This window comes from Roseixanthobacter pseudopolyaromaticivorans (assembly GCF_043195145.2).
Taxonomy (GTDB): domain Bacteria; phylum Pseudomonadota; class Alphaproteobacteria; order Rhizobiales; family Xanthobacteraceae; genus NCEH01.
In genome coordinates this window covers 2,881,088-2,896,106 of the sequence record NZ_CM195539.1, presented here as the reverse complement: position 1 = coordinate 2,896,106, position 15,019 = coordinate 2,881,088, and the positions used below count along the sequence as shown (strand labels likewise).

At 65.5% G+C, this 15,019-nt stretch carries 13 protein-coding genes; 8 read left to right on the top strand and 5 right to left on the bottom strand.

The genetic code is table 11. The features are described from left to right. Positions 1-39: 39 nt before the first annotated feature. A complete protein-coding gene (locus tag V5F68_RS13900) occupies positions 40-1,023 on the top strand; it encodes a zinc transporter ZntB (protein WP_394013128.1) in 984 nt (327 codons plus the stop codon). Between the two features lie 126 nt (positions 1,024-1,149). Here V5F68_RS13900 and V5F68_RS13895 read toward each other — a convergent pair whose 3' ends face one another. Then, positions 1,150-2,781: an ArnT family glycosyltransferase gene (locus V5F68_RS13895; RefSeq protein ID WP_394013127.1), complete on the bottom strand. Its 1,632-nt coding sequence runs from the start codon at positions 2,779-2,781 to the stop codon at positions 1,150-1,152. Between the two features lie 347 nt (positions 2,782-3,128). Next, positions 3,129-3,725 (bottom strand): superoxide dismutase, encoded by a 597-nt coding sequence (locus tag V5F68_RS13890; RefSeq protein ID WP_348847773.1) that lies wholly within the window; start codon positions 3,723-3,725, stop codon positions 3,129-3,131. 194 nt (positions 3,726-3,919) lie between these two features. On the opposite strand from V5F68_RS13890, the gene V5F68_RS13885 reads away from it, so the two are divergent. After that, positions 3,920-5,131, top strand: a complete 1,212-nt coding sequence (locus tag V5F68_RS13885; protein ID WP_394013126.1) for a hypothetical protein — start codon at positions 3,920-3,922, stop codon at positions 5,129-5,131. 289 nt (positions 5,132-5,420) lie between these two features. After that, positions 5,421-7,229 (top strand): sulfatase family protein, encoded by a 1,809-nt coding sequence (locus V5F68_RS13880; RefSeq protein WP_394013125.1) that lies wholly within the window; start codon positions 5,421-5,423, stop codon positions 7,227-7,229. A 54-nt stretch (positions 7,230-7,283) separates the two neighbouring features. On the opposite strand, the gene V5F68_RS13875 is transcribed toward V5F68_RS13880, so the two are convergent. Next, complete coding sequence (locus V5F68_RS13875) at positions 7,284-8,240, bottom strand: amidohydrolase family protein (protein ID WP_394013124.1); 957 nt, start codon at positions 8,238-8,240, stop codon at positions 7,284-7,286. Positions 8,241-8,431: 191 nt separating this feature from the next. On the opposite strand from V5F68_RS13875, the gene V5F68_RS13870 reads away from it, so the two are divergent. Continuing rightward, positions 8,432-9,178: a carbonic anhydrase gene (locus tag V5F68_RS13870; protein ID WP_394013123.1), complete on the top strand. Its 747-nt coding sequence runs from the start codon at positions 8,432-8,434 to the stop codon at positions 9,176-9,178. Between the two features lie 73 nt (positions 9,179-9,251). On the opposite strand, the gene V5F68_RS13865 is transcribed toward V5F68_RS13870, so the two are convergent. Together V5F68_RS13865 and msrB are read right to left on the bottom strand one after the other, a co-directional pair. Then, positions 9,252-11,351 carry a S9 family peptidase gene (locus V5F68_RS13865; protein WP_394013122.1) on the bottom strand — a complete coding sequence of 700 codons (2,100 nt, stop codon included), beginning with the start codon at positions 11,349-11,351 and terminating at the stop codon, positions 9,252-9,254. Continuing rightward, complete coding sequence (gene msrB, locus V5F68_RS13860) at positions 11,341-11,811, bottom strand: peptide-methionine (R)-S-oxide reductase MsrB (protein WP_394013121.1); 471 nt, start codon at positions 11,809-11,811, stop codon at positions 11,341-11,343. Before msrB ends, V5F68_RS13865 begins: the two co-directional genes overlap by 11 nt. 378 nt (positions 11,812-12,189) lie before the next feature. Here msrB and V5F68_RS13855 point away from each other — a divergent pair, with 378 nt between their 5' ends. The 4 genes from V5F68_RS13855 to V5F68_RS13840 all read left to right on the top strand — a co-directional run bounded on the left by V5F68_RS13855 (position 12,190) and on the right by V5F68_RS13840 (position 15,004). Then, positions 12,190-12,606, top strand: a complete 417-nt coding sequence (locus tag V5F68_RS13855) for a Ros/MucR family transcriptional regulator (RefSeq protein WP_348847769.1) — start codon at positions 12,190-12,192, stop codon at positions 12,604-12,606. A 758-nt stretch (positions 12,607-13,364) separates the two neighbouring features. Beyond that, entirely contained in the window at positions 13,365-13,823 is a 459-nt protein-coding gene (locus V5F68_RS13850) for a hypothetical protein (protein ID WP_394013120.1), read from the top strand. After that, complete coding sequence (locus V5F68_RS13845; RefSeq protein ID WP_394013119.1) at positions 13,820-14,431, top strand: DUF6456 domain-containing protein; 612 nt, start codon at positions 13,820-13,822, stop codon at positions 14,429-14,431. The genes V5F68_RS13850 and V5F68_RS13845 overlap by 4 nt, the downstream gene beginning before the upstream one ends. Before the next feature lie 135 nt (positions 14,432-14,566). Next, on the top strand, positions 14,567-15,004 hold the full coding sequence (locus tag V5F68_RS13840) for a DUF805 domain-containing protein (protein WP_394013118.1): 438 nt from the start codon (positions 14,567-14,569) through the stop codon (positions 15,002-15,004). Positions 15,005-15,019: the final 15 nt, after the last annotated feature.

Sequence of the window (15,019 nt, the reverse complement as noted above, 5' to 3'; positions counted from 1 at the left end):
TCTGGCACGTAACCGGCGAAGCCGGTGCGGGGTGAAGCCATGACGGATGCGGAAGCCGAAGGTCTGGTCGATGCGTGGGCGTTCGATGGCAAGGGGCGCGCCACCAAGCTGAGCTGGCAGGAGGTGGAGGCCGGCACAGCGCCCGAGGGCGGCTTCATCTGGCTGAATTTCCGCCATGTGCAGCGGCGCCCTCAGGAATGGTTGCGCACCAAGGCGGGCCTCGACGCGACCATCCTTGAGGCCATGCTGGACGATGAATCGCGTCCGCGCTGCTCCATGTTCGCGGACGGGGCCATGCTGGTGCTGCGCGGCATCAATCTGCATCGCAACTCCCTCCCCGAAGATCCGCTTTCGGTTTATTTCTGGGTCGATGCCAAGCGGGTGATTTCATTTCACCACGAGCCGGTTTCGGCGCTTGCGGACTATGCCGATTCCCTGAGCCGGCGGCATTGCGCCCATACCCAGGGCGAGATGGTGGCGGAAGTCGCCATGCGCCTCGTGGACCGGCTGGACGCGGTCGTTGCGAGCCTCATGGACGAGGCGGACGAACTGGAAGACCTCGTGCCCACCACCGGCGCCGGCGAAATGCTGCCGAAGCTCGCGGTGCTGCGGCGGGTGTCCATCAAGCTGCGCCGTCACATCGCGCCCCAGCGCGAGGCGCTCAATCATTTCTCGCTGGAGGACGATCCCTGGATCGGCCCGAAGGACCGCAACCGCTTGCGGGATGCCGGCGACCGGGTGGCGCGCTTCACCGAAGAGTTGGATTCAATCCGCGAGCGGGCATCGCTGATCCGCGATCAATTGGTGGATCGGCGGGCCGAGCAGATGAACCAGTCCATGCTGGTGCTGGCGGTGGTGACGGTGGTGTTCGCGCCGCTGACGCTGATTTCCGGCCTGTTCGGCATGAATGTGGGCGGCATTCCCGGCACGCAGGACCCGGATTCCTTCTGGGTCATCACCGTCATCCTGGTGATGTTCGCCACCGGTCTCGTGGTGCTGTTCCGCCGCCTCAAATGGATCTGAAGCCGGCGCATCGCCGTGTGTGAGGGACGTCCGGGCGCTTGAGTGGCCGTGCGGGACAGGGCCTGAACATGAAAACACCGGACCAGAAGGCTGGCCCGGTGCGTTTCGTTTCGCTCGATCTGTCGATCAGTTCTTGCTGCCGGCGAACACGCTCGGGAAGGTGCGGCCGCGCACGTCATAGACGCGTGCATAGATCACGCCCTCGCGCTCCACTTGCACCAGAACCGGGGCCTGGACCTGGGCACAGTAGAATTCGCCCAGCATCAGCGCGAAATCCGCGCCCTCGGTGTCGTAGGTGGTCTCGAAGCGCGGGCCGAGTTCCACCGCCGCCGCATGGTGCGGCCCGCAGACCGCCACCTTGAACTTGCGGCCCTGGGGCAGGGAGCGGCGGTGCTCGTCCACATATTCATCCAGCTGGGCGGAGGCCTGTTTGAAGGCGAGGCCCCAGTAATCCAGCATGAACTGGCTGTCCGCGCCGCGCACGCCGCCGACGAGATGGTTGTAATAGGTATATTGATAAGGATGGATCTCGGCGAATTCCACCGCCGGGAACGCCAGGCCGACCATGAAGAGGCCGGCCACAGCGGCCCGCGCGGTGCGGTTGAAGCCTGCCACCCATTGCCAGATCCAGTTGCCGGCGAGGCCGCCGAGCAGCGCCAGGGCAGGGGTGACGAACACGAAATGGCGGATGCCATTGTACATCACCGGCCGGGTCACCACGGTCAGCAGGATCGGGAACGCGGCCGCCGAGACGATCAAGAGCAGGCCGGCGCGGCGCGTGCTGCTGCCCTTGCCGAAGAAGGCGGCAACCAGCGCGCCGGCGGCACCCGAGAGCGACAGGCCCAGGAACAGCTCCGGCATCTGGACGGCAAACAGGGTCGGCACATAAGTGCGCGGCATGTCGGGCACGAGCACCGGGCTGCCCTCATACAGCTCGCGCCAGGGCACTTCCCAGAAGTTGGAATAATAAGCCAGCGCACGCAGAGGGTTGAGCGGCTCGATGACCGCCCATGGCCAGATCAGGCCGAGCACCAGATAGGACAGCGGCAGGCCGAGCGCCATCAGGCCGAGGAAGCCGGCGGCGCGCCCCAGCATTTTCTTGAAGCCCATCTGGCGCCATTCGATCGCCATCAGCAGCAGGAAGGCGAGCCCGGCATAGCCGACCGCGATCAGCCCCAGCACGCGGGTGCCCACCGCAAGGCCGAGGCAGAGCCCGAACAGGGTGACGCTGCGCCAGGTCGGCTTGGGATATTCGTCCAGCACCCGCACGATGGAATAGAGCAGGCCGGCCACCGCCACGGCGAAGGGCGCATCCTTCGCGTTCATGAACATATGGCCGTAATAGAGCGGGCAGATCACCAGCAGGCACAGCGCCACCAGGCCGCAGACCGGGCCACCGAGCCGGCGACCGGTGCGCCAGACGATGACGAAGCCGATCACGCCGACCGTCGCGCCCAGGAGCCGGCGGATGCTGAAAATATCGACCGCCGGGAGCCATTTGTGGATGGCCGAGGCGATCAGATCGAACCCGCCGCCGTAATAATAAAGGTTGACGAAGGAGAACACCTTATCCTGCGTCAGGCGGGAATCGAAATATTTGTACAGCAAGTCGCCGTATTGGGAGTGGGTGAAGTCGTCCCACCCCAAGCCGTAGTCCCCGAAGGTAAAGACGGCGAGCAGAAACACGGCCACAATAATGGCCAATGCCACGCGATCAACGCTGGACGCGGGCAGACGAAAGGCACTTGCGACTCGCATGGAGGGAAGCATCCAACTCTTACGCTGTGCACCAGCTCCGAAAACATGACCGGCGCAGGGCAGCTTGGCCTGCACCATCAGTCACGTAACCGTGAGCGAAAGACTATTTCTGGCGAGCGTGAGCGATGCAAGAAGTTTATGCATTGCGACGCAGCAATTATCACCACTCGTCAAGATTGTGCTGCGTAAATCAGCTTCATGGCAAAAGCTTGCGCGGACCTTGTGCAGGCACGGCGGAATTTAGCCGGATATAAGAAAGGCCGGAGCAACAATTGCTCCGGCCCAGAGAGGCGGTACTATTCTGCGCCGTCACTGCAAGAGGTCCGAAGGGCCGGACCGTGCTGTGCTCAGGCGGCCTTGCTGTACAGCTCGGCCACATAGTCCCAATTGACCATGTGCTCGAGGAAGGCCTTGAGATAGTCGGGGCGGCGATTGCGGTAGTCGATATAGTAGGAATGCTCCCACACATCGACGCCCAGCAGCGGCGTGCCGCCGTGCACCAGGGGATTCTCGCCGTTCGGGGTCTTGGTGATCACGAACTTGCCGTCCTGGAGCGCGAGCCAGGCCCAGCCGGAGCCGAACTGGCCGATGCCGGCGGCGGTGAAGTCTTCCTTGAACTTGTCGACCGAGCCGATGTCCGAGATGATCTTCTTTTCGATCTCGCCGGGGATCGCGCCGCCGCCATTGGGCTTCATCCACTGCCAGAAATGCAGATGGTTGTAATGCTGGGCGGCGTTGTTGAAGAGGCCGGCGTTCTTGCCGAACGACCCCTTGACGATCTCCTCAAGGGATTTTCCCTCGAATTCAGTTCCCTTTAGGAGATTATTACCATTATTGACATAAGCGAGATGATGCTTGTCGTGATGATATTCCAGCGTCTCGCGCGACATATAGGGTGCGAGGGCGTCGTAAGAATAAGGCAGTTCGGGAAGCGTGAAAGACATCTGGCGTCTCCGCGTTCGATCCGGGAGGAGTTCTACGACCTCCCTGCCGGTGACCGGGCAAGGGCGGGCGCCTGAACTGGGACCTAGATAGGCCGGGCTGGGGCGAGGGACAACAGCGCATCGGGCTGAATTGTTTCTTTCTCTTTCTAATGTATGAGACCGGAAGCACGCCGGTCGTGCGTGGAGTTGAGAGAATGTGGCGAATCCTGGTGGCTCTCGGTGGGCTCCTCGTGGCGGCGGGCCTTGTGTCCCTTGCGCTCGGGGCGGCGATCTTCGTGTCCAATTTCGGCAATGCACTGATCGCCACCGGGGCGGTCAGCGTCAGCGGCGGCATCGTCGTGATCTGCATTGCCCTGGTTCTCAAGGAAGTGGCGCGGCTCAACGCGCGCTTCGATGCCCTTGAGGGCCACGACCTTCCCGCCGGCGCCGCCCCGCTGGCGCTCGCCGACGAGCATGCCGAACGCGAGGCGCACGAGGCGGATTTCACGCCGCTTGAGGATTACGAGCCGCCCGCGCAGCTGCGCGAGCCGGCCCCGCGGGCGCGCCTGCCGTTCGGCGACGGCGTCCCGGCGGACCAGCGCCGCGGCCGGGTGCTGGATCGCCCCCAGGACCGGGTGGAGGAGCCGGTGCCCGAGCGCGTCGCGCTGGAACGGGCCGGCATGGAGCGGGCCCTCGACCGGTCGCTGGAACGCGCGGTGGAGCAGATGCCCGAACGCGCCGAGCGCCCGGCCTTCGATCGGCCCCCGGCGGCGCGCAATCCTCTGGACCGTCCGCCCCAAGATCGCGGGCCTCAAGATCGCGGGCCTCAAGAGCGCGCGCCGCAGGAGCGTCCGGCGGAGCGCAATCCCCTGGATCGCAACCCGCTGGACCGCAACCCCTTCGAGCGTATCCCCGCGGACCGCATGCCGCTCGGCGGCACGCCCGATCAGCTGCTGCCCGAGCGGGCCCCTCCGGAACGGGCGCCCCAGCCGCGCGCCCCTCAGGATCGCCCGCCCCAGGATCGTGCGCCTGCCGAACGGGTCGCCCCGCCGCGCCCGCCGCAGGATCGCTTCCCCCCCGAACGGCCCCCTCAGGAGCGTCCGCCGCAGGATCGTCCGGCGCGTCCGCGCATCGGTTCCGACCTGTTGCCCGAGCGCGTGATGCCGGAGCGCTCGGCGGACCTGCCGCCGCCCGAGCCACCGGCCGCGCCCACCATGCCGGTGCCGAACCGCCCCTATGGCGCACCGCCGGCCCGCCGCACCGAGATTCCGGAGCCGACCGTTCTCAAGTCCGGCATCGTCGGCGGCATGGCCTATACGCTCTATTCCGACGGCTCGATCCAGGCCGAGCTGCCGGACGGCGTGCTGCGCTTCTCCTCGCTCCAGGAATTGCGGGACCACGTTTCCAAAACGCCCCCCGCGAACTGAGCGGGGCGGACCCGACACGGATCGACATCGCGGACCCGAACAGGATCCCGGAACGCCACGGCGCTCCGGGATTTTTTATGCCCGGCACTCCCCCGCGTCCGTCACGCGCGCTAGGGCGGGCTGCTGAGCGGCATCCCGCGTGCGTGCGCTTGTCGCAGCCGCCGCCGGATCTTTGCGCCTCGAAGCCGGATAAGCGGAAGCGTTGCTGTCGTATATTCGATGGCCGGAAGGCTTATTATGTTTCCAAGGCGACGGCCCAGGGGCGCCGCGTCGGCATAAGGGGGCAGACGTGACCAAACCGGACCAGCCATCAAGCCCGTCGCGGCGTGCGGTTCTCACCAGCGGCGCGGCGCTGCTCGGCGCGAACCTGCTGCCCGAGGTCGCCGCGGCGCAGACCTCCGCCGCGATCACGGCGCCGGCAGCGCCCGCGCGCCCCGTGGTGGCGCCCGCCGTGCCCCCCGCCGGCTACAACATCCTCTTCATCCTGGTGGACCAGGAGCATTATTTCGAGAAATGGCCGTTTCCGGTGCCGGCGCGCGAATGGATCAAGGCCAACGGCATCACTTTCACCAATCATCAGGCGGCGTCCTGCGTGTGCTCGCCCGCTCGTTCGACCATCTATACGGGCCTCCACATCCAGCACACCGGCATTTTTGACAATGCCAATTCGCTCTGGCAGCCGGACATGTCGACCGACGTGAAGACCATCGGCCATCGCATCGCGGAATTGGGCTATCACGCCTCCTACCAGGGCAAGTGGCATCTCTCGGTCAATCTCGATCAGGCGAAGGACGCCATCGACGCGCCGTTGCTGGCCTATCGCAAGATCATCGAGACCTATGGCTTCGACGATTTCTTCGGCGTCGGCGATATCAACGACACCACGCTCGGCGGCTACAATTACGACGACACCACCACCGCCTTCAGCACCCGCTGGTTCCGCACCAAGGGCGAGGAAATGCGCGAGAGCGGCAAGCCGTGGTACCTCGCGATCAATTTCGTCAATCCGCACGACGTGATGTATGTGAACTCCGATCTTCCGGGCGAGTCCGTTCAGGGCGCGCAGTCGGCCATGAAGATCGCCCGGCCGCCCTCGGATGAGATCTATCAGGCGACGTGGGACGTGAAGCTGCCGGCCACGCGCAGCCAGCCCTTCAATGCGCCCGGCCGGCCCAAGGCACAGCAGATCTATCAGGAAGTGCAGGACGTGCTGGTGGGCGCGTGGCCCGACGAGGATCGCCGCTGGCGCCTGCTGCGGGACTATTATTACAATTGCATCCGCGATTGCGACCGGCAGGTGATGAGCGTGCTCAATGCGCTCAAAGCCAACCACATGGACAAGAACACCATCATCGTGTTCACCGCCGACCATGGGGAATTGGGCGGCAATCACCAGATGCGCGGCAAGGGCAATTCCACCTATCGCCAGCAGAACCATCTGCCGCTGATGATCGTCCATCCCGCCTATCCCGGTGGCGTGGAATGCAAGGCCGTGACCTCGCAGGTGGATTTGACCCCGACCCTGCTCGCGCTCACCGGCGTCGGCGCGGATGGGGTGAAGAAGGCCGCCGAGGGGCTGAAGGGCCGGGACTTCTCTCACCTGCTCGCCGATCCGGCGAAAGCGGCGGTGGATGCGCTGCGCCCGGCCGCCCTGTTCAATTACAACATGCTGTCGTTCCAGGACGCCAAATGGGCGCGGCAGATCGACGACTTCATGGATTCGACCGAGGTGCCCACCGCCGAGAAGATCAAGGTGCTGTTGAAGGCGGAGCCTGATTTCCACGAACGCTGCGCGATCCGCAGCATCTTCGACGGGCGCTATCGCTTCAGCCGCTATTTCGCGCCGCTGGATTTCAACACGCCCACCACGTTCGAGGACCTGATGGCGAAGAACGACATCGAGATCTACGACCTCGATGCCGATCCCGAGGAAATCAACAACCTCGCCCTGGACGCGGTCAAGAACCGGGATCTGATCCTGTCGCTGAACGCGAAGCTGAACCAGCGTCTCGCCGAGGAAGTGGGCGTGGACGACGGCAGCTTCCTGCCGCTCAGGAACGGGAAATGGTATTTCCCGACCGCCGCCCAGCGCGGCTGATGCGGCGCGTCCTTGGCTGAAGCGGCGCGGCTGGAGCCGCGCCGTGCGTTCGCCTCAGAGCTTCAGCTTCATCAAGGTGGCGGCATTGAGCCGGGCCACCTTCTCGCGGGTTGCGGCGTCGAGCGGCGCATCGTCGAGGAATTTTCCGGCGACGGCGGAATCCTCATAGGGATAATCCACCGAGAACAGCACATGCTCGGCCCCGATGCCGCCGATCGCCGCCAGCAGCGGGACGTTGTCGCATTGGCCAGAGGTCGTGACATAGAGGTTGCGACGGCAATAGGCCGAGGGCGCGAGCTGCAGCGGCCGCTTGCCGACGATCAGCTCGGACCGACTGTCGAGGCGCCACAGGACATAGGGCAAGGTCTCGCCCATGTGGCCGAGCACGATCTTCAGGCCGGGGAAACGGTCGAACACGCCGGCGAAGACCAGGCGCAGAAAATGGGACGAGGTCTCGATGTTCCATTCCCAGGTCGGCTTCAGCAACTCCGGCGCGCCTTCCAGCACATAGGGCAGGCGGTAGGAATCGCCAGGGTGCAGGTAAAGCGGCAGGTCGAGCGCCTGCAGGCGCTCCCAGAACACGTCGTAGCGCGGATCGTCGAGATAGATGCCGTTGGTCTGCCCGTTGACCATGGCGCCGGCAAAGCCCAGCTCGCGCACGCAGCGTTCCAGTTCGGCGGCGGCGGCGGCGGCATCCTGCATGGCGAGATGGGCGAAGCCGCCGTAACGATCGGGGCGCTTGGCGACCTCTTCCGCCAGAAGATCGTTCGCGCGCCGGGCCATCTTCACGGCGATCGCGGTGTCGGTCTCCACCTGCACGCCTGGGCCAGAGAGCGAGAGGACGGCGAAAGCCACGCCGGCGCTGTCCATGGCGGCGAGGCGCTGCTCGCCGAAATCCGACATGGCGGCGATCAGGTGCGCACGCCCTTCGTCCGAGACCTTGGGCATGGCCTGGTCCAGATAGGGAATGAAGTCCGGCAGCATGAAGTGTTCTTCGAGGGCGATTTTCATGGCTCGGCCTTTGGGATGGAGCGTGTTCCGCGCGATTGCGCCGAAGGAGGACATCCGGCGGCAAGGGATCTGCGCGGTGTTCCGGCAAATCCAGCTTGACCCTAGCCTAGGCATGTTACCTCAATGAGAAAAGCGGCGGCGCCTTCAAGAGCGCGGCGATGGTCTTGGGTTCACGTCCCGGAGGAAACGCCATGTGCCAGAAGTGTATAGATAATCGTCTGCAACCTTCCCGCCGCCATCTGCTGGGCGCCGGGCTTGCCATGGCCGGCCTTGCCGCGACCGTGCCGCTGTTCGGCTCGTCCGCCTTCGCGCAAGCGGCCGCGCCCGAAGCGGCCAGCGCGCCGCCCAACGCCATATCGCCCGATGCGGCGCTATCGCGGATCATGAAGGGCAACGCCCGCTACGCCGCCAACACGCGCATCAACAAGGATTATTCCGCCGGCCGCATGGAACGGGCGCGGGCGCAATATCCCATCGCCGCGATCCTGAGCTGCGCGGATTCGCGCGTCGCCCCCGAACTCGCCTTCGACCAGGGGCCGGGCCGCCTGTTCGTGGTCCGCGTCGCCGGCAATTTCGTCAATGACGATGGCTTGGCGAGCCTGGAATATGGTGTGAAGGTCCTGGGCGTGCCGCTCATCATGGTGCTCGGCCATTCCGGCTGCGGCGCGGTTGCCGCCACCATCAAGGTGATCCAGGACGGCACGACGCTGCCGGGGCATTTGCCGGAACTGGTGGGCGCGATGAAGCCCGGCATCGAGGCGGCGATCGCCCGCAAGCCGAAGGATCTGCTCGTCGAAGCTACCGCCGAAAACGTGCGCTACAACACCCGGCGGCTCGCCGAGGCCAAGCCGATCATTGGCGAGATGGTGGGCGCGGGCAAGGTGAAGGTGGTCGGCGCCGTCTACGACATCGCCACGGGCAAGGTGAATCTGCTCTGAGGCGGATGGCGCGCAGGCGGGACGGCGCAACACCAGGTCGCGCCGTCCCAAGCTTGATGCAACGGCCGGCGTCCTAGCCGGCGGCTTTCTCCACCAGCGACAGCGCGAACACATAGGTGAGCGCCACTTCGTCCAGCCGGTCGAACCGGCCGGCGGCCCCGCCGTGTCCGGCTTCCATGTTGGTGCGCAGCAGCAGCGGGGCGGACGAGGTGCTGCGCGCGCGCAGCGTCGCCACCCATTTCGCCGGCTCCCAATAGGTCACGCGCGGATCCGTGATGCCGGCCAGGGCGAAGATGGCCGGGTAGTCCTGCGCGCGCACATTATCCACCGGCGAATAGGCGCGGATGCGCTCGAACGCCGTCATGGAGGCGATGGGATTGCCCCATTCGGGCCATTCCGGCGGGGTCAGCGGCAAGGTGTCGTCCAGCATAGTGGCCAGCACGTCGACGAACGGCACTTCGGCGATAATGCCCTTGAACAGGTCCGGCCGCATGTTGGCGATGGCCCCCATCAGCATGCCGCCCGCCGAGCCGCCCTGCGCGACGATGCGCTCCGGCCGGGTGAGGCCGGCGGCCACCAGATGTTCGGCGGCGGCGATGAAATCCGTGAAGGTGTTGATCTTCTTCTCCATCTTGCCGTCGGCATACCAGCGCCAGCCCTTATCCGTGCCGCCGCGCACATGGGCGATGGCATAGACGAAGCCGCGATCCACCAGCGACAGGCGATTGGTGGCGAAACCCGCGGGAATCGTGATGCCGTAGGCGCCATAGCCGTAGAGCAGGCACGGGGCCGAACCGTCCAGCGGGGTATCGGCGCGATAGAGCAGGGAGATGGGCACGCTCTCCCCGTCCTTGGTCGGGGCGAAGATGCGGCGGGTGACATAGGCGGCGGGATCATGTCCGCTCGGCACTTCCTGGCGCTTCAGCAGCGCCCGGCCGCGCGCGTGCATGTCATAGGCCCACACCTCCGCCGGCGTGGTCATGGAGGCATAGGTGAAGCGCAGTTCCGTGGTCTCGAACAGATAGCCGCCATTGAGGCCGAGCGCGTAGGCTTCCTCGGCGAAGGCAACGTCGTGTTCCTCGCTGGAGAACACCGCGCGGATGACGATCCGGGGCAGGCCGTTTTCCCGCTCCAGGCGCACGATAAAGCCGCGATAGGCCACATGGCTCAGGATCATCCGGCCCGGCCGGTGCGGCACCAGATCCACCCAGCTCGTGCGATCCGAGCAATGGCTGGGGGCGGTCACCAGCTTGAAATCCTCCGCCCCGTCGGCATTGGTCAGGATGACCAGGCTGTCGTTGCCGTCGAGATCGGGATGGTGCTCGACGTCATAGCGCACGCCGGTTTCGCGTGGGGCAACGCAATGGGGCTCGGGTTCCGGCAGGGCAAGGTCCAGCAGGTGGACCTCGGAGGTCTCGTGATCCCCGCAGGCGATCAGGCCGAACGCGCGCGACTGGGTTTTTCCCAGCGAGACGAAGAAGCCCTTATCCTTCTCCTCATAGACCAGCACGTCCGAGGCGGGGTCGGTGCCGATGCGGTGGCGATGGACAAAGGCCGGGCGATGTTCGGCATCGCGCTTGATGTAATAGAGATGTTCGCCATCGCTCGACCACAGCATGTCGCCGGTGGCGTCTTCCAGCCGGTCCGGCAGATCCGTGCCGGTCTCCAGGTCGCGCACGCGGATGGTGAACATCTCCGAACCCTGCTCGTCCGCCGCCCAGGCGAGGCGGCGGTGATCGCGCGTGTGGCTGTTGACGTAGAGGCGGAAATTCGGCTTGCCCTCGGCCTCCTTGTCGCCGTCCAGCATCACCTGTTCCGGGCCCTCGGGCAGCGGAACGCGGCAGAGAAGCGCGTGCTGCCCACCCTCGCGATGGCGCGAATAATAAGCGAACGCACCATCCGGGGACGGGACGGAGGAATCGTCCTCCTTGATGCGGGCGCGCATTTCGGCGACGAGCTGCGTCTTCAGCGCGCCGAAGGGCGCGAAGAAGGCCGCCGCATGGGCATTCTCCGCCTCCAGATAGGCGCGGATGTCCGGTGCGAGGACGGAGGGATCGCGCATGACGTCGCGCCAATTGTCGGCCCGCAGCCAGGCGTAATCGTCGGTGAGGGTGAGGCCGTGGACGACCCGCTCGGTGGGGCGGCGGTCCGCCCGGGGCGGATCAACCTGCATCGGAGGCATCGGAAGCGGGCGTTTCGTCCAGCTTCAGGTCCAGCGCCGTGCCGTTCATGCAGAACCGCAGGCCTGTGGGCTTGGGGCCGTCGGGGAAAACGTGGCCGAGATGGCTGTCGCAGCGCGCGCAGCGGCTTTCCACCCGCACCATGCCGTGGGCGCGATCCTCGTGATTGGTGACGGCCTTCGGATCGAGCGGGGCATAGAAGCTCGGCCAGCCGGTGCCGGAATCAAATTTGGTCTGGGAACTGAACAGCGGCGCCCCGCAGGCGGCGCAGACATAAGTGCCGGCGCGCTTCTCATCCCAATAGGGGCCGGTGAAGGCATGCTCGGTGCCCTGTTGGCGCAGCACGCGATATTGGGTGGGGGACAGCTCCGCGCGCCATTCGGCCTCGCTCTTCACCACCTTGTCACCGGTCGGGATCTGGCTGGATGTCGGGGCTTTGGGTTCGGTGCTCACGGGCTCTCTCCCAGTATTTCGCTTCCCCGAAGTAGGCATTCCCACGCCGCCCCGCAAGTCGCGGCCTTCGCGCCGCCGCCCCGCCGGCGCGGTTTGGGAAGCGCTTGATATGACGGGACAATATGCAACTGGTCTTGGACCAGCCTAGTGGAGCGCTGGGGTTCGTGCACGATCGCGTAATAGCGGGGAAGAAGAGTTGTACTTTTCGCGAGAATGAACTTGCAATTCCTTTCCCTTCAACATAACTAGCTATGGCGGTGTCATCGTCGAGTCGATGCAAGCGTCGCTTCGCGGGCCGAAGACCAGCGTTGGTGAGGCAACGGTTTCGCCGGTCCCGCATGCTAATTCGATTTCCGTTTCAAACCAGAAGAAAGTCCCATGAGCGAAGCATCGGAATCGACCACTTACATCGAGCTGGCTGCGGATATCGTCTCTGCCTACGTCAGCAATAATTCCGTGTCAGCCGCCGAACTGCCCGCCCTGATCAATGAAGTGCATGCCGCGCTTCAGCGCGTTTCCAAGGGCGAGGTCGAGGCCGCGCCGGAGCCGCTGAAGCCTGCCGTGCCTGTAAAGAAGTCGGTGACGCCTGATTTCATCGTCTGCCTGGAAGATGGCAAGAAGTTCAAGTCGCTCAAGCGGCACCTGCGCACGCAGTACAATATGAGCCCGGAGCAGTACCGCGAAAAGTGGTCGCTGCCGGCGGATTATCCCATGGTCGCTCCCAATTATGCCGCAGCGCGCTCTGAGCTTGCCAAGCAGATGGGTCTTGGCCAGCAGCGCCGCCGTCGCCGCTGATCGTCTCGCCCGGTGCGCAACCGCCGGGCACGGGGCCGCGATCGCTCCGACGCGGGGCTGGGTGAAAATCCGGCCCGAGACGTTGGGCGGAGAGGCTGCCAAGAAAACGGTTACAAGCAACGCCGCCCCTCCGGGCGGCGTTTTTTATTTGCCTATTGCTCTCTCCCTGCTCTTCGCACCGGGTCATGAGCTGTCGGCGGGCGGCCATTGACGGGGCAAAACAGCGTCCGTGGGCTCCGTCCCGCCTTGGCAATAGGTGGAAACGAGCCGCCGCAAAGCGGCATGCCGGATAGGATCATAACATTGCCCGCTGCGGGCGGAACGTCGCACGGCACGCAATGCACTTTCCGCGGCCGCGCGATTATTTGCGGTCAATAAGGTCAATCCTTCGAGCCGCGCTTTGATCGACTCTTCCTTCTCCGCGCAGCGAAAGGCGCGGATGCCGCGCGCATGGCCATGCGCTGCCGTTTGGGAAGATGCTGCGGGTTGGCAGGAGGGCGTGCGGGAGCGGCGGTGGATGGGGAGCTGGGTGCCATGAGTGCGTCCTTCGGCTGAAAGAGCAGCATGACGCAGCTTGTGAATGTGGGGATTATTTCCTATAAAAGGGTGCGCAAAGATGTGCCCAAAAATCGCGCTAAAACCATGATGTTAATTGGTAAAAATATTTAACGAGATCGTATTAAGGGCCGAGATTTTTCCCCGCATTGATTTTCTCGCCATCTCGATATAGGAATAAATACTCTATTTTGGAGATTGCGATGCGACCCCAATTCCGCCTTGGCGAAAGCTTCCACCCCGCGCCGCCCGCATGCGCGGTGGCTTATCGTCGGCGCAGGCCGGCTTTGCTGTCCGCGGAATCCCAGGCGCGATGCCGCACGGCGCGGTTGCTCGCCGCCGCGTTCGTCCATGTGCAGCCGCAGGATTTGGATGGGCCGCGCGGCTGCGCGCCGGTGACGTTGGGGCGGCACGTGGCGCTCTATGTCGCGCACGTCACGCTCGGGGTACCGCGCGGTGCGGTGGCCGTCCATTTCGGGCGCGATCGCACCTCCATCGGCTATGCCTGCGCGCGCATGGAACAACGCCGCGACGTGCCGGAGTTCGACCGCGCCTTGTCCGCGCTGGAGGCCTGCGCCGCCCATGCGGTCGCGCATGGCCTGGCCGGTCCGGCTCCGTCCGCCGGCCGTGCCGGCGCTTTCATTGCGGGAGGTCTGGCATGAGCGCGCATGTCCAATCCCGGCCGCAAGGCCCCGCCGCTTCGCGCCGCGATGGGTCTCCGCGTGTGGCGGTCCATCGCGTGCTGGTGGACGGGCGCGAGCAGGAGGTGGCGCTCGATCTCGCGGAGAGCCCGCTCGGATGGCTGGCGCGCCGCAAGGGCAAGGACGGGCGGCCGCTGATCGACCCGGTGCAGGCCCTCGCGGGCGAGCGGTTGCGGGCGGATTTTACCCGCGCCCAGCTCACCCCGCGCGTCACCACGGACTGGAGCGCGAACGGAAGCGGCGGTGGCGCGGGACGGGAGGGCTTCAACGATGCGGTGATTGAGGCCAAGTGCCGCGTGGATCGCGCGGTTGAGGCCGTCGGGCCGGAGCTTTCTGGCGTGCTGCTGGATGTGTGCTGCTTCCTAAAGGGGCTGGAGAGCGTGGAAAGCGAACGCGGCTGGCCGTTGCGCACCGCCAAGGTGGTGCTGGCGCTCGCGCTCGATCGCCTCGCCGCCCATTACGGGCTCGCCTCCGCCGCCCAGGGCCGCGCCCATGCGCCGAGCCGGGCCTGGCGCGCGCCACCCGTCGAGCCTGAGCGATGCGGCAAGGGGGGCAGGCGCACCGGCTGAAAGGCGATGGCAGACCCATGCGTCCGGCGGGGGCCGGGCGCCTCCGCCGGTTGCTTGCCTCGCCCTTGACCCGGCGCCGGCATCCCCTCAAATGGCTGGGGCGATGCAGGCGCGCCGGGGCAATGGGGTGGCGGGATGATCAATTCCTATCTGAAGGCGATGCGCCAATACGCGACCTTCACCGGACGCACCAGCCGCAAGGATTTCTGGTTCTATGTGCTGGCCGTCATCCTGCTGAGCCTCGTGGCGCAGGTGCTGGATCTGGTGCTGTTCGGCGGCGAGATTGCGAGCGGCGACGGCATGGTCGAATTCGAGAGCTACGGCATTCTCATCGGCATCGTGCATCTGGTGCATTTCGTGCCGGGGCTCGCAGTCAGTGTGCGTCGGCTTCACGACACGGACCGCACCGGCTGGTGGCTGTTGTTGGAGCTCACCGGCATCGGCGCACTGGTGATCCTGATCTTCAACCTGCTCGCCGGCACGCGCGGCCCGAACCGCTTCGGGCCCGACCCGCTCGCTTATGGCGCGCCCGCAGCGCCGACGCCCACGGGCACGATCCTGCCCGGCCGGTAAGCGGGCGGGCGCTTG

Bases quoted from the DNA above. Each gene is read 5' to 3' on its own strand.
- V5F68_RS13840 (WP_394013118.1), top strand. From the start codon at position 14,567: ATGATCAATTCCTATCTGAAGGCGATGCGCCAATACGCGACCTTCACC.
- V5F68_RS13865 (WP_394013122.1), bottom strand. From the start codon at position 11,351: ATGCAGGTTGATCCGCCCCGGGCGGACCGCCGCCCCACCGAGCGGGTC.
- V5F68_RS13855 (WP_348847769.1), top strand. From the start codon at position 12,190: ATGAGCGAAGCATCGGAATCGACCACTTACATCGAGCTGGCTGCGGAT.
- V5F68_RS13875 (WP_394013124.1), bottom strand. From the start codon at position 8,240: ATGAAAATCGCCCTCGAAGAACACTTCATGCTGCCGGACTTCATTCCC.
- V5F68_RS13885 (WP_394013126.1), top strand. From the start codon at position 3,920: ATGTGGCGAATCCTGGTGGCTCTCGGTGGGCTCCTCGTGGCGGCGGGC.
- V5F68_RS13900 (WP_394013128.1), top strand. From the start codon at position 40: ATGACGGATGCGGAAGCCGAAGGTCTGGTCGATGCGTGGGCGTTCGAT.
- V5F68_RS13895 (WP_394013127.1), bottom strand. From the start codon at position 2,781: ATGCGAGTCGCAAGTGCCTTTCGTCTGCCCGCGTCCAGCGTTGATCGC.
- V5F68_RS13890 (WP_348847773.1), bottom strand. From the start codon at position 3,725: ATGTCTTTCACGCTTCCCGAACTGCCTTATTCTTACGACGCCCTCGCA.
- V5F68_RS13845 (WP_394013119.1), top strand. From the start codon at position 13,820: ATGAGCGCGCATGTCCAATCCCGGCCGCAAGGCCCCGCCGCTTCGCGC.
- V5F68_RS13850 (WP_394013120.1), top strand. From the start codon at position 13,365: ATGCGACCCCAATTCCGCCTTGGCGAAAGCTTCCACCCCGCGCCGCCC.
- V5F68_RS13870 (WP_394013123.1), top strand. From the start codon at position 8,432: ATGTGCCAGAAGTGTATAGATAATCGTCTGCAACCTTCCCGCCGCCAT.